We start from the raw sequence: 14,678 nt of genomic DNA on the forward strand, positions 1-14,678 counted from the left end.
TATCCGTTACGAAGTCACCTCTCGGTAGCGAGGGCAGGTGAGATGCCAATCCAAGCTGCCACGCATCCAGAGTTTCATCGCCTCGATGAAGTGGTCGGAGTTCTCCCGATCCGCGCGCGGCAGTTCTCGGTAGGGACGCGAGGAAAGGAACCGATTCTCCGCATCGTGGAAGTTCCGGAGCGCCATGGAGATGCATTCATGGGCAAGACGGGTTGCGTCCTGCCATGAGCAGTTCTTCTCTTGCGCCAGTACCGGGATGATGTTGTCGGTGTTTCCGACCGCCCATTCTTTGCCTGCCGAGAATAGGTCATTGGTCATCGCCACCACGTCTTGTTCAGCCTGACGCATGCTGATCAATTCGGGCATCGCATGAACGTGAAGCGGCAGCTCATAGCGCCCCACGGCCTCCACCCAGTCGAGGCAGATGTCCATCCCGCCGGCGTTACGCCGCATGGCCACGTATGTGTCGAACTCCGGAACGATCTTTCCGGCGTTGTTGTGGGCCTCTTGGAGGAAGCTCTTGAAGGTTGCCTCCCAATGTGCTTCGTGCCGCCGGCGCCAGTCGGCGGTCGTGCGATGTTCCAGGCGCGCCAAGAGCTGACGCCAGGCCGCGAGAAGCGGCGTGTCCGGGGTCTGTGGCGGGTGGTCGTACAGGACAGAGCGGTAGGCGTCGAGGGCATCCGCGGCCCATACCGGGGATGCCTGCTTGTCCAGCGAGTCGTCCCACAGCCAGCTCCACCCCACCAGATCCGTGGCCAGGTCGAGATCGTCACCCTCTGCCCAGGGGTGTGTCCGTGCGACGAACAGGGGAAAGTCCGCGGCTCGGTACGCCTGCTCTGTCCGCGAGTCCGGCCATAGGCCGCGCTGGGCGACCCAGGCGTGGTGACGGAGACGGGAGCGCGCCACGTCCGCGCTGGTCCTGGAGGCATACGGGATGGTGACCCGGATGGGGCCGGTGCTGGGCCGTGCTGAACTCGTCATGTCGTGCGCTCCGTGGCCATGTGGCTGGATCCCGCAGGGGCGTGCGGGTTCGGTGGTCGAACGGGCTGTCATCGAGAGCCTGTCGGGCTCGTGCGCTCCGTTCCTCAGTCAGTCCCCCGACTTGCCGCCGGGCCACGGTCCCGAACAGCATCCGGCGTCCGCTCCGGACTCCCCGCTCGCTCGGGTCGGGACTCCTCGGGAGCGCTTCCAGCTCGCGCAGCCGGAGCTGCGTGGCACGCTGCACGGCGATGACGAGGCGCGCGGGGCGCTCGCCTTCTCGCAAGTCATCCAGGTGGCACTCAACGATCTGCTCGGGTTCAACGAACACACCGAGAAGATCGTCGCGCGATCGGAAAGCCTCTCCGATGGGCAGAGCGCGGTCACTCAAGGACAGCGGGAATACCCCATCGGAACTCCCAAGGACGGCACCGACGTGCAAGGATCGCTCAACGGTGTGCTTGGCGGTCCTGTAGGGACAGATCGTCACGGCCCGCCGCACGTCAGCGGTCGGCCGACCGGCGGGGGAGAGGTCAAGGTACTGGCCGTGCATGGCCTCGGTGCGCGCGGCGTCAATCAGCGGCAGCACGCTCGCCACTGGAACAGGGGTGAGTCCGGCGGTGTGCAGGAGTTCATCGGACCGGACCAGCGCCAGGTCACCGACGAGGGTCCCGGCGCCGATTTCCATGGCTTGCCGAGCATAATGATCTCCCACAATGCGTCCCATCTCTGCCCACCTTTCCCTTTCCTTGCTGGCGCGCGAGACGACCCAAACGCGAAGCATGGCCCGAGGCCGCCGGCTGACCGCCCAGGGCATGCATCGGCGACACCATCCACATGCCCGGCTGGGTTCTTGGACCTGATATTCCCAGGAGGGAAGGTAGGAAACCACCCACGTCGGGGGCGCACGGATCACAGATAGAACTTCAGTGCTACCGGATTGCTCGGCCGTTCCCGAGGCCACTCAAGTACCATACGCATCTCACCTCTGATATATAGGCTTCCTTGAGTTGCCGAACGCTTCCCATATCGAGGTTTGAATTGATCTTCGACCCGCACAGAAAGGTCGTGGGGCGGTCGACTCAATGAGGCCCTTTCATTATGAAAGCGCAGGTCACACCTCGGCCACAGCTGCTTGATACACCCCACGACACGAAGAAACCCCTGGCGGATGGTTCGTCAACCACGATCGACCACCGCACAAGGGGCCTCGGTACCCTTCTACCCTGCCCCCTGCCGTCGTCACGCCGGACTCCGAACTCCACCGCCCGGCTCAACCAGGACCGCCGCACGAGGATCAACCCGTCCCAGAGAGCCAAGAATCCGGCCCGCCGGGCGCTGCTCGTCCTGGTCCACCTGCTCAAGGACGACACCTTCGCGCTGCTCGCAACCGGATTCGCCGCCAGCACGACCACTGCCTGGCGCTACGTGCGCGAGACCACCGGCTGCTCGCCGAGCGGGCACCCGCCCTTGGTCAGGCACTGCGGCGGGCCACGCGGGCCGGGCACGGCTTTGCCGTGCCCGACGGCACGCTGATCCCCATCGACCGGGTGGCCTCCGACCGGCCCCCTCTGTACACTCCGGCAAGCACAAGAAGCACGGGAGGAACGTCCAGTCGGTAGCCGCTCCGGACGGCACACCGCAGTGGGACGATGGGAACCTTCCGGGGCGGTGCGCGGCCTGAAAGCCACCCGCGTGTACGGCGTACTGCGCCGCCTGAAGGAGAGCGGGCTGGTCGCTCTCACCGGCAAGGGGCACGTCGGCGCAGGCAGGGGCGTGGTCACGCCGTTCAAGGGACGCGGTAAACCGGAGCGGAAGAAGCAGCCCAACCGTGAGCACGCCCGGCTGCGCAGTCCGGGTGAGCGGGCCAACGCCGCGCTGAAGGATGGGCGTGTCCTTCGCAAACGGCGGTGTTGCCCGCTACACGCCGGTGAGATCGCCCGCGCTATTCTCGTGCTTCAGGCCCGTGAGACGGGATGAAAAAACCCTCAGTGACATCATCGCCATAAACGATGACAGAGGGCAGGAACCACCAGTTCAGGGTGGCTTATGGGGAGTCTCGGTCGGCGCGAGGCATCGTAGCCTGCGAACGAACGACGGACGAACGGACACATAGCCGAAGAGCCCTGCACCCCGAGGGGGATACAAGGCTCCGACCTGCGAAAACGTGTGGGCGTACCAGGACTTGAACCTGGGGCCTCATCCTTATCAGCAAAGTACATAGCTGCCCAAGCGGGCACAAAACCGGCATTTCAGCAGTTCATCCCGCATCTGCCGTGTCACGACGTGTCGCCTCATACCACCCTCAACCGCACCGTGCCACGGACAAATGACGGACACAGACCCCGCCGAAAACCCGCGCTTCCCGAAATCGGCGCTGCAGGATCCTTCCACTGGCATCCGGCGCCCGCGTCACAACCCTCCGTGACCCGAACTTCCCCGCTAGTGTCCTGATTGGTTAGTTCGTTTATGGTTGTGGGATGAGTCTTCCCGGGCCGAAACCGCCACCGCTGGACCTGTCCGAGGACGAGCGCACCGAGCTCCAGCGGTGGGTCAGACGCCGCAAGACCGCCCAGGACCTGGCCCTGCGGGCGCGGATCGTGCTCGCCTGCGCCCAGGGCATGTCCAACGCCCAAGTGCGGCGCGAGCTGGGGGTGTCGGCGCCCACGGTGACCAAGTGGCGGCAGCGCTTCGCCGAGCACCGCTTGGAGGGCCTGACCGACGAACCACGGCCGGGCCGGCCGCGCACCGTCACCGACGCCCAGGTCGAGGCGGTCGTGGCCGCGACCCTGGAGACCAGGCCCGCCCACGGCACCCACTGGTCCACACGCTCCATGGCCAAGCACACCGGCCTCACCCAGAACGCGGTCTGGCGGATCTGGAACGCCTTCGGCCTGCAACCCCACCGCACCGAGTCGTTCAAGCTCTCCACCGACCCGTTCTTCATCGACAAGGTCCGCGACGTGGTCGGCCTGTACCTGGACCCTCCCGAACGGGCGGTCGCGCTGTGCGTGGACGAGAAATCCCAGATCCAGGCCCTCAACCGCACCCAGCCGGTCCTGCCGATGATGCCCGGCACACCCGAGCGCGCGACCCATGACTATGTGCGCGCGGGAGTGACCAGCCTGTTCGCAGCCCTGGACACCGCCACCGGCCGGGTGATCACCTCCATCCACCGCCGGCACCGCGCCACGGAGTTCAAGAAGTTCCTGGCCAAGATCGACCGCGAGGTCCCTGCCGAGCTGCAGGTACACCTGGTCCTGGACAACTACGCAACGCACAAGACACCCGAGATCCGCAGGTGGCTGCTGCGCCACCCCCGGTTCCACCTCCACTTCATCCCGACCGGCTCGTCCTGGCTGAACCTGGTCGAACGCTGGTTCGCCGAGATCACCGAGCGGCTGATCCGCCGCGGCACCCACCGCAGCGTCCAAGCCCTGGAAAAGGACATCCGCGCCTGGGCCGCGTCCTGGAACGAGGACCCCCGCCCATATGTGTGGACCAAGACCGCCGAGGAGATCCTCGACAGCCTTGCCTTCTACTGCCAACAAATCAACAAACGAACTAACCAATCAGGACACTAGTGGGCACCTCGCAGCGACCCGCTGCTCGCCCCGCACCCGCCCACTCAGAGATCATGAAAGGGAGGGTCTGGCATGGGGTTCGTCAAACCACGCACCACCAAGAAGGGCAAGACCCGCTCACCGCCTGCTACATCGACATCCGAGGCAAAGAGCGCTCCGCGGGCACCTACGACACCGAAAAGGAAGCAGCCAAGGCCTGGCAGCGAGCCGAAGCCAGGGTCGCCGAAGGCCGCGTCACCAGCGTCAGCCACGGCCGACAGAGCTTCGGCGACTACGTCCTGGAAAGCTGGCTACCCAACCACGTCGCGGAGGCGACCACAGAACAGAACAACACCTACCACGTCAACAAACACCTGATCCCCGAATTCGGCAAAATGCGCATGAACGAAATTCTTCCCGGCCACGTCCAGGAATTCGTCCGCAACTGCCAGAAGAAGGGACTCGCCCCCAGCACCATCCGCCGCACCATCACGGTCCTCAGCGCGATCTTCTCCACCGCACTGGTGAACCAGATCATCTTCATCCACCCCTGCAAGGGAATCGTCCTGCCCCACGTCAGCCGAAAACCGCTGACCATCATCACCCCAGAAGAATTCGACGACTTCTACACCCACATTGAGGGAGACGTCTTCAAGCTGCTGGTGGAGGTCGCCATCGAATCCGGGCTGCGCTGGGGAGAACTCAGCGAGCTGCGCATGAAGGACCTGGACAGGTCGACCGGGATGCTCACCGTCAGCCGCGCCGTCGTCGAACTCTCCCCGAAGTTCCATCCCACCGGCGGCAGGTTCCTCGTCAAGGACTACCCGAAGGACGGCGAGTTCCGCCGCCTCAAGCTCCGGCGTCCCCTGGTCACGAAGATCGCCGCCTTCGCCATGGCCAACGGCATCGGCGAGGACGACCTCATCTTCGCCTTCCCCGAGCAGGACACCGGCGCCCCCATCCCCGAGGTCCCCGACGGAGCCGACCTGGGCCTCACCGCGCCAAACGACAAGGGACGCCGCTACCGGCACGGCACCACGACCGCCTACACCACCGGAAAGTGCCGCTGCGACCACTGCCGCACCGCCTTCGCCCGCTACCGGGCCCTGCGCCGAGCCGAAGGCAAAGACCAGCCCAGACGACGCTGACGGGTCACCATCGACGGACACATCCCCCCGGACTGGTTCCGCAAGCACATCTGGCACCCGGCCCGCGAAGCCGTGGACCTTCCGAAGGACATCACCGTGCACAAACTGCGCCACGCCCACGCTTCCTGGCTCCTGGCCGGCGGCGCCGACCTCATGGTCGTCAAGGCACGCCTCGGCCACGCCTCCATCACCACCACCGAGCGCTACCTCCACACCCTCCCCGAGGCCGACGACAGCGCCCTGGAAGCCTTCGGAAAAATCCGCAACCGCACCAGGCAGGAGACCATGAACAGTATCGCCTGATAAACACAGGGGTGGGGCTCGTAGCTCGAACACACTACGAGCCCCACATATTTGCAGCATGGAACCTCCAGGCCAATCTAAGGCAGGACGGGTACTTCGTCGCCGAACTCACCGGCTTGAGCACCCGAGAGACACCTCTTGCGCTTCGCCGGGCTGTGCCAGAATGAGTGAGTGTCGAACGCCCCGCGAGGCAGCACGCCGGACACGACATGGACAATCCGGGCCCTTGCAAACCGGTATGTCGGGTCGCTCGCCGAGTTGAGTCCTATGGTGGCCATGATGGTTGGCCTTCGCCCCTGGGACGACCGTATGCCGGATCTTTCGCCGGACGGCACGGCCGCCGAGGACGAGCTCGCGCGGACGACGCTGGCCGAGCTGGATTTGCTGGTGCGGGCGGCACCGCCCACCGACCCGCATGAGCGTCGGTGCGCGCGACTGTTGGCGGAGCGCTTGCGTACCCAGCTCGACGTGAGCGCGGCCGGCGAGCAGCTGTGTGCGGTGCGCACCATCGCCGGGCCGGTTCAGTCGGTTCGGCAGATGCTCGTGCTGATGTCCACCGAGACCGAGGACGACTGGGCGGTCGCCGCTCGGCGGATGGCGCGCACGCCGGAGGCGTTCGCGGGGTACATCGCCTCGCTCTCTGAGGGTGCCAGGCGCGGAATCCTCGCGGCGCCCCGGCAGGTGAACGGCACCGTAGAGCAACTGCGCCAGTGGGTCGCCGCGTATGGCGGGCGGGGCTGGTTCGCGGAGTTCTGTGCGGGTGCCGATGTGTCCCAGTCGCTTCGCAATGAGCTCGACCAGGCCGCGACAGTCGCTGTGGAGGCAGCGACGGCGCTGAGGCGCTGGCTGGCCAACGAGTATCTGCCCCGAACCCAGGGCATCAGCGATGGTGTCGGCTCGGGCTGATACCGCGTGTTTGCCAGGCTGCGTACGGGTGCGGACATCGACCTGGCCAAGACGTACGACTGGGGCTGGACCGAGTACCGCTGCTTGGCCGCGCAGCTTGAGCAGCAGGCGCGGTTGGTTGTTCCGGACGCCTCGGTACCGGAGGCCATGCGCCACCTCGATACTGCCGGCGACGTCGTGGAGGGAGTGGAGCAGATCCGTCTCCGGCTGCACGAGCTGACCTGCCGTGCGATCGCCGACCTTGACGGGACGTACTTCGAGATCGCCGACCCGGTGAAGGACATCGAAACGAGGGTCGTGCCCAAGGGCAGCGCGGCCGCCCCGTACTACACCCGGCAGCCGCTTCGACCACAAGGCCTGGCACATGGCCGCGTTGTCGCTGGGCCCGCTCGGCCTTGACGAGCTCACCGACGATCTCGTGCAGGTCGGCTAGTCCGATCCGGGTATAGACGATGCCGAGCTGGTCCAGCTCGTACGCCATTCGTTGCTGGTTGCCGATCCACCAGAAGAGGTCGAAGCCCTGGCGCACGTGCTCATCAGCGGGCGCGAGCTAACCGAGCTGCGTCTCCATGGTGTCGAGATCGGTCAGCATGAACGCGATGTCGGACTGGTTGCTGGCCTGGAAGTGCGGGTCGAGCGCCTACCGGGTGTAGTGCGTGGCGAGTTCGTACTCGTCGTTTCGCCGCGCCGCGACGCTGAGGCTGTTGCGCCCCGGCCCTCACTGGTGCGGTCGCCGAGCCGTCGGGATGTCTCCAGCGCCTGCACAAGGTGTTGCCCGGCGCGGGTCAGGGCGGCGGATGCGGCCGACGGGAGCCGTCTCCCCAGCTGAAGGGCACTGTAAGACCGGTGCGCTGCGGGGTCCCCGCCAGTCGCGGCGTGGTCCCGCTCCACCGCGGCCGTTCGTCGATCCGCAGTGGCTGGTAGCCGACCGGGACGACCTTGACCGCACACCAACCCATCCTGCACATCGGCACCGACAGCCGCGGCGTCAGGTCGATGGGACCGACCACCCACCGAATGCCGACAGTCGTGAAATTTGACTACCCAATGATCTTTATTTTGTCATTTTTTGAACATTCCACCCATCGGTCACCAGGCGAAATTCTGGCCCTCGCGTACCGGATCCGCACCCTCGCCCCGCAGCACGGTAATGAGCCTGCTGAACTGACGCGGGCTCAGCCCGGTGAACGGGGTATCCAGGACGCCTCCGACACCGTGATCACAGCAGACACGGTAAGATCATCTCACCCGTGACCAGCAGTGACGGGACAACCCTTAGTTCGGGTTGGACAGTTCCCGTCGCTCCGTGCCATCCTCGTCTATCGGGGCTCGAACCTTCGAGATTTTAGCGTGAGTTAACGGGGGCATCATTGATATGGGCAACGGGGGATTACGCGCTGATAGGGGCAGCGCGAAGGACGGGTTGACGTGGCAACCGGTTTCGATCAGCGGAAATCACGAAAACTCAAGTAGTCGGATAGACTGCTTGGCGCCTGATTTATCCGGCAGGCGATCTTCCCCGCGGGCTGAACGACCCCTGTTGCAGACCGAGATAGCGCTGATAATCGAAGACGACATTCGTCGATACAGTATCGAGGGAATGCTTCGTTCGCTCGATATCCAGCTGACAGTGCAATCCATAACGGACCTCGAAGATCTCTCGACATTCTGCAACGTCCAGCTGATCATTTCAGACAGCAATACTTTGGGTTCTGTGCCTGGCGAGATCGCTGAAAAGCTGCGCATCCAGAACATACATGTACTGATCCTGGTAGATTCGGCGGACTTTGTTGAGCAATCCTGGGTCAATCATGCAAGCGGTTTCCTGAGCTGGGCAGATCTCCGCCCCGAGACCCTGCACGAAGCGATCGTCGACGTGAAAGCTGGACGATTTCATGTGTCAGCGACCCTGGCGCGACGATCCGTGACGACACCCGACCAAGCCGGTGAAGGCACCACCTCGAAGCACGCGTCGATGATTGCACTGACGGCACGTGAACACCAGGTACTGCACCTGATCGCCGAGGGGATGAGTAACCGACAAGTCGCTCGATCGCTGAGTATCTCTGAACATGGAGTCAAACGCGCGGTCGGCATCATTTTAGCCAAGCTCAACTGCCCAAATCGGACCCTTGCGGTCGTTCGGGCCATAGAGTTAGGGCTCCTCGTTATGTGAGCTGTCGACCGATTGCGAATTTCTGTCCGTCGGCACGGCCAGTCCGGAAACATACTTCTTGATGATTGGCGTGTGGATGGGTGATGTGGGCGTGACCGGGCCGCCCGGGGTCGTGGTCGAGAACGCGAGAGACCGCGCCATGGGGCAGGCTGCCCTCCCTCAGTCGCGGCCTGCCGCTGCCTGACGAGCAAGCCACATAGGACCGGGGCATTCGCGAATCCCCCGGTCCTAATTCTGTGAATTACAGCCCTCAACTTCTCCCTCGGGTTATTGCTTCCAGATGTGAATAGGCCTCTTGGGGTCGGGCGTCTTGTTCTCCTTCTGCCTCGTCCGTATCTGGATTGCGGCGAATGCGCCGAACAGCAATTTCCACTCTTGTTCGAGCCTGCATTGTCCTGACGGTCGCTTTAGAGCAACGTCGCCCGGTGCGTTTCTCTCGGCTTGGGACGCCGACTCGAGCTGTGTGCGTTCAGGTCGCAGCGCCTTTACTTCCTTCCCCTTTCTTCGGAGTCAGCCCGTAGAACATTTCGCTGCCGGTCTTCTCCGCGCTCCACTGCTCTTCCAGGTCGGCCGCCGTCCGGGCCTCTGCTGCCCGCACGCGAAAGACCACCCGACCCGCCCCCGCGAACGGCGACACCGCTTTCGCCGTCGACGGCGTCTCCCGAACTGTCTCTCCCGGATCACCGCTGACCATTCTCGCGAGAACCGTCTCCCGCGTGATCACCAGCCGAGACCGCCCTTCACGCCCGGCCCCCACTCGCACCATCAACTCGGCCACCCGGGACACGAGTTCTTCCACACTCTCCCGGACCACGGTCTCCTCGGCCCCGATCCCATCGAACAACGACCCCATCGGCACCGCCCTCCTCCCGTCAAGGACAGACGTGCCCACCCACACACCAAACAACATCTCCCCAGTTCAGGACATCCCTCGAAACGAGCTGCACCCAATCGAGAACGCCGACGCCGTGGGTAGCCGTACAGCGCGCGCCGAACGGCTACCCCGATCGGGATGTCTTCCGACACTACGTTTTAGCCAGTCGAACGATCTACCGCTTACTTCAATTACACTGCGAAGATTGAACCGCCCAATTGGATAACGTCGTTATAGTTGGCAAAATCAAAGGAAGGCCCCATGAGCACACCCGAGAATTGGTGGAGCGCAACTGAAAGTTATGTCTCGGAGATCCTCTCACTGCTCGCAGTCGCGCCGGATCGAGATGTCGTTTATTGGCGTGGCGAAGCCTTCTCTGGTCGTGACCTGATTCGGTCCGTAACTGAAACGTTCCTTGCGCTGCGCAGTTCCGGAGTGGGCAAGGGGGATGTAGTAGCGATTCTGGTCGCACCCAACAGCCCTGAGACGCTCACCGTGCGGTACGCGACACATCTGCTCGGCGGCGCCGTGTGCTATTTGCGAACCACCAATCCTGGTACCAGGAACACGGTCCTTCCGCTGGATCACCAGATCCAGATCTTGCGCGACACCGAAGCCGTAACCGTCTATGCCGATGCCGAAAGTGCGGAGCGCGCGACAGAGCTCGCTGATGGCAGTGGGATCCCGGTAACCCGACTTCAACATGGGGAACGCAATGAGGTCGGCCGGGTCGATGTTGCCGATACCCCGGACGCAGTGTCATGGGATCCGGATGCGCTAGCCGTCATCAACTTCACGAGTGGCAGCACGGGACGGCCCAAAGGCATCCGGTTGGCGGGCCGCGCGTGGGAAGCCACAGTGCGTGCATGGATGGATCTTGGTCGTGAATCCGACTGTGCGTCGATCTTGATTTCGACCCCTCTGAGTCATGGCGTTGCCCCGATGGCAGACGCAGTCTTCGCCTTGGGCGGAGCGCTCTATCTCCATGGGAGCTTCGATGCCGAGAATTTCGTGCACACCGTCTCCGCGGAGAAGGAGGTCTCGTGGACGTTCATGGCGACAAACCACGTGTTCCAACTCATCGACCATCTGCTCGAACAGGGAATCCGCAACAGTGACGATGTGGAAGCTGCGGGCTTGTCCTCGCTGAAGCGGATTGTCTATGGCGGCAGCCCTGCGGCACCCGCTAGAATTGCGCAGGCCTTTCGGCTTTTCGGCCCTGTGTTGGCGCAGGGGTATGCCACGACCGAGTCCGGTCGAATCACGACCCTGACACCTCCGGAGCACGGCGCACCGGAGCTCGCGGCCACAGTCGGGCGGCCCTTCCCTGAAGTGGAGGTCGTTGTCTGCAACTCGGATTCGGGCGCGCAACTAGAGGCTGGTGAAATCGGTGAGGTTCGCGTCCGCTCGCCTCAGATGATGGACGGCTATAACGGCGACCCGGAATTGACCGCACGAGTTCTTCGTGGCGGCTGGTATTTCACCGGAGATATCGGCTGTCTCGACGAGCGAGGATATTTGACTCTCTTGGGTCGGGTGGCCGACGTCATCAAGGTCGGCGGCGTCAAGGTTCATCCAATAGTTCTCGAGGCGGAAATTCTTGCCCACCCGGGTGTCCGGCACGCCGCCGTCTACGGGGTGCGAGACGAGGATGGTAGCGAGCACATACACGCCGCAATCGAATGCGATCCGGCTGAGAAGGTCGAAGTAGAGAATATCCGTGCGGGAATTTCTGAGACGCTGTCCCCGATTCACGTGCCCGAGAAGATAAACATCTTGAGTGCTCTGCCGATGAATAACAACGGCAAGCCCGACAAAGTGGCCCTGAGATCGCAATGCGTCTAGCACAGACCTTCTGGTTCGCATGTCAATCCAACCGCTACGTCGAGAAGGCGAGTAAATGAACTTTCACCTGGAGTCATACCTGGATGGTGAAGTTGCTGGCGATCTTGCTGAAAGCAAGCGCGAGTTTCTGGAGATCGGCCGCCGATCCGGTAATTACCCCATGGCAACTGCGCGGCGCGACGGAGTGGATTCGGAAGTAAGTGTCTGGTGCAGCAACGACTATCTGGGAATGGGCCAGAATCGCCAGGTCATCGCGGCCATGCAAGCCGCAATCGATAGCCATGGCGTAGGCTCCGGAGGTTCCCGGAATATCGGTGGAACCAACCATCATCACGTTACTCTCGAAAAGGAACTGGCGGATCTGCACGGCAAGGAAGCCGCTCTCCTTTTTACATCGGGATACACGGCCAACGAAGGATCTCTCTCCGTGCTGGCGGGGATGCCTAAAGATACCGTCGTATTTTCCGATGCGAAGAACCACGCCTCGATCATCGACGGTATCCGGCACAGCGGTGCGAAGAAGCACATCTTCAGTCACAACGACGTCGCCCACCTGGAAGAATTGATCGCGGCCGCCCCCGCCGACTGTCCGAAGCTTATCGTCGCGGAAACGGTCTATTCCATGTCGGGCAACGTCGCGCCGCTCGCCGAGATTGCCGACATTGCGGATAAATACGGTGCCACGACCTTCATTGATGAGGTACACGCGGTCGGCATGTACGGCCCGCAGGGCGCCGGCATCGCCGCGCGGGAAGGCATCGCCGATCGGTTCACGGTCGTGATGGGTACCTTGGCAAAGGGTTACGGAACGGTCGGCGGCTACATTGCGGGACCGGCGGCCATCGTGGACGCGGTGCGGACCTATTCACGCTCGTTCGTCTTTACCACCTCGCTGCCGCCGGCGGTCGCGGCCAGCGCGCTGGCGTCGGTTCGGTACCTGCGGTCCTCCGATGTGGAGCGAAAGACTCTCTCGGAGAATGCGCGGCTTCTGCACAGCCTTCTGATCGCGGCCGACATCCCGTTCATTTCGACGGACTCCCATATCGTTTCGGCCTTCGTCGGTGATGACGATATGTGCAAGCGGGCGTCCCAGCTGCTGTTCGAGCGGCACGGGATCTACGTCCAGTCCATCAATGCCCCCAGCGTGCCCGCGGGCGAGGAGATCCTGCGGATCGCTCCGTCCGCCGTGCACGATCAGAGCGATGTCGAGAACTTCGCCCACGCTCTTCACGGAATCTGGAAGGAATTGGACATCCCGACCGCGAGTGCCCGAGACTGGTTCACGTCCGGGCTCTGTGGTGGCAACGCCCGCACCGTCGCGAAAGACGGACGGCTGCCGCAATGACCGTGTCAGTTGCCGACGTGCTAGCCGACACAGCGGCGCAGCGACCCGACCACTCTGCCTTGATCTACGAGTCCGAGCATTTCACCTACGGGTGGCTGTGGGAACAAGCACGTCGCTACGCCTCCGTGCTGCGCGCCAACGGGGTACGGCCAGGAGACCGGGTCGCTATGCTCTTGGCCGACACCCCACAGTTTCCCGTTGTGTACTTCGGCGTACTGGCGGCCGGCGCCGTCGCTATCCCGCTGAACGTCATGTCGACCGCGTCGGAGATCGATCACGTACTGACTGATGCGGACGCCCATTTTCTGGTGTGCGCTTCCTCACTACTCGCCCAGGCGCGAGAGGCGGCGGAGCCGGGCGGCACGGTGCTCCTCACCGTCGGCCCTGGCCCTTCGGGCACTGTCGATCTGGAGAACGCGGCACAGGACACAGCGCCGATCGACGATTCCGCAGTGCGGGAGCCCGACGATATCGCGGTCGTGTTCTACACGTCCGGTACGACGGGTGAGCCGAAAGGCGTGATGCTCACCCACCGAAATATTCGGTACAACGTCGAGAGGATGGTTACCACTCCGTACGCGTTCCGGAGTGACGACGTACTGCTCGGGTGTTTGCCGCTGACGCACGGCTTTGGGCAGATTTGCGGTATGCTGACTGGCTTCCGAGCTGGTATATCCATCGTCATGATGCCGAGGTTCTCCGGGCGCGAGGCCCTCGCGCTCATGGCGAAACACCGATGCACGGTGTTCATGGGTGTGCCGACAATGTATTTCAGGTTGCTCGATGCGGTGGCCCAGGGGGCACAGGTTCCTCGGCTCGACCGCGTTTACAGCGGGGGATCGGCGCTTCCGGTCAAGACCCTCGACGATGTCCGAAGCACGTTCGGATGTCCTGTGTACGAGGGCTATGGGATGACCGAGACCTCCTGTAGTGTTGCCTATCACTATCCGGGCCTGACTTTTCACTCCGGAACAGTCGGTGTTCCGATCAATGGCATCACTGTCGGTATAGCTCGGCCGAATGCCGACAGGATCGATCTCCTGCCCGTCGGTGAGGTGGGCGAGATCGTGGTGCGCGGTCCGAACGTCATGGCCGGATATCTCGGTCGTCCAGATATCACCGCCGAGGTTTTGATCGACGGCTGGTTCCTTACCGGTGATCTCGGCAGGCTGGATGGCGACGGATACCTTTCGGTTGTGGGCCGTAAGAAGGACTTGATTCTTCGTGGCGGCTACAACGTCTATCCGCGCGAAATCGAGGAGATCGTCGTCGGGCATCCGGCCGTGGCGCAGGTGGCGGTTATCGGTGTTCCGCACCCAGAGCTCGGTGAGGAGGTCTGGGCGATTGTTGTGCCTGTCCGGCCGGAGGACGTTACCTCTGGATCGGATCGAGAGATCATCGAATGGGGAAAACAGCGTCTCGCCGCATATAAATACCCTCGTCGAGTCGAGTTCATCGACGCTCTCCCGATGGGAACCAACGGAAAGGTTCTCAAACGGATGCTCGTCTCGAAATACGAGCCGAACGCCAGCTCGTAGCT

General features: G+C 63.2%; 9 protein-coding genes and 4 pseudogenes. 9 read left to right on the plus strand and 4 right to left on the minus strand.

Going from position 1 to position 14,678, the window contains the following annotated elements:
• Window positions 1-6: 6 nt before the first annotated feature.
• Window positions 7-981 (minus strand): terpene synthase family protein, encoded by a 975-nt coding sequence (locus HNR23_RS22265; protein ID WP_246421829.1) that lies wholly within the window; start codon window positions 979-981, stop codon window positions 7-9.
• 217 nt (window positions 982-1,198) lie between these two features.
• Window positions 1,199-1,795 (minus strand): annotated as a pseudogene (locus HNR23_RS27710) (polyprenyl synthetase family protein); the annotation flags it as partial.
• Between the two features lie 416 nt (window positions 1,796-2,211).
• Between HNR23_RS27710 and HNR23_RS27715 the strand changes: the two are divergent.
• The 5 genes and pseudogenes from HNR23_RS27715 to HNR23_RS27570 all read left to right on the plus strand — a co-directional run bounded on the left by HNR23_RS27715 (window position 2,212) and on the right by HNR23_RS27570 (window position 7,297).
• Window positions 2,212-2,958: pseudogene (locus HNR23_RS27715) on the plus strand (transposase family protein).
• Window positions 2,959-3,458: 500 nt separating this feature from the next.
• Complete coding sequence (locus tag HNR23_RS22285; protein ID WP_184072741.1) at window positions 3,459-4,562, plus strand: IS630 family transposase; 1,104 nt, start codon at window positions 3,459-3,461, stop codon at window positions 4,560-4,562.
• A gap of 53 nt (window positions 4,563-4,615) precedes the next feature.
• Window positions 4,616-5,689 (plus strand): tyrosine-type recombinase/integrase, encoded by a 1,074-nt coding sequence (locus HNR23_RS22290; protein WP_246421830.1) that lies wholly within the window; start codon window positions 4,616-4,618, stop codon window positions 5,687-5,689.
• A 72-nt stretch (window positions 5,690-5,761) separates the two neighbouring features.
• On the plus strand, window positions 5,762-5,992 hold the full coding sequence (locus HNR23_RS27010; protein WP_343070663.1) for a tyrosine-type recombinase/integrase: 231 nt from the start codon (window positions 5,762-5,764) through the stop codon (window positions 5,990-5,992).
• A gap of 276 nt (window positions 5,993-6,268) precedes the next feature.
• Window positions 6,269-7,297, plus strand: a pseudogene (locus tag HNR23_RS27570) (DUF885 family protein).
• A gap of 705 nt (window positions 7,298-8,002) precedes the next feature.
• Here the strand turns inward: HNR23_RS27570 and HNR23_RS27015 are convergent.
• Window positions 8,003-8,130: pseudogene (locus tag HNR23_RS27015) on the minus strand (IS5/IS1182 family transposase); the annotation flags it as partial.
• 308 nt (window positions 8,131-8,438) lie between these two features.
• Between HNR23_RS27015 and HNR23_RS22310 the strand changes: the two are divergent.
• A complete protein-coding gene (locus HNR23_RS22310) occupies window positions 8,439-9,074 on the plus strand; it encodes a response regulator transcription factor (RefSeq protein WP_184078422.1) in 636 nt (211 codons plus the stop codon).
• A 469-nt stretch (window positions 9,075-9,543) separates the two neighbouring features.
• On the opposite strand, the gene HNR23_RS22315 is transcribed toward HNR23_RS22310, so the two are convergent.
• Complete coding sequence (locus HNR23_RS22315; protein WP_184078424.1) at window positions 9,544-9,927, minus strand: hypothetical protein; 384 nt, start codon at window positions 9,925-9,927, stop codon at window positions 9,544-9,546.
• Between the two features lie 282 nt (window positions 9,928-10,209).
• On the opposite strand from HNR23_RS22315, the gene HNR23_RS22320 reads away from it, so the two are divergent.
• Genes HNR23_RS22320 through HNR23_RS22330 form a run of 3 tightly spaced genes read left to right on the plus strand, consistent with a single transcriptional unit; the run spans window position 10,210 to window position 14,676 of the window.
• A complete protein-coding gene (locus HNR23_RS22320) occupies window positions 10,210-11,793 on the plus strand; it encodes a class I adenylate-forming enzyme family protein (protein ID WP_184078426.1) in 1,584 nt (527 codons plus the stop codon).
• 55 nt (window positions 11,794-11,848) lie between these two features.
• Window positions 11,849-13,138 carry a 5-aminolevulinate synthase gene (gene hemA / locus HNR23_RS22325; protein WP_184078428.1) on the plus strand — a complete coding sequence of 430 codons (1,290 nt, stop codon included), beginning with the start codon at window positions 11,849-11,851 and terminating at the stop codon, window positions 13,136-13,138.
• Window positions 13,135-14,676 carry a long-chain-fatty-acid--CoA ligase gene (locus tag HNR23_RS22330; RefSeq protein WP_184078430.1) on the plus strand — a complete coding sequence of 514 codons (1,542 nt, stop codon included), beginning with the start codon at window positions 13,135-13,137 and terminating at the stop codon, window positions 14,674-14,676. Before hemA ends, HNR23_RS22330 begins: the two co-directional genes overlap by 4 nt.
• Window positions 14,677-14,678: the final 2 nt, after the last annotated feature.

This window comes from Nocardiopsis mwathae, from assembly GCF_014201195.1.
Lineage (GTDB): Bacteria > Actinomycetota > Actinomycetes > Streptosporangiales > Streptosporangiaceae > Nocardiopsis_C > Nocardiopsis_C mwathae.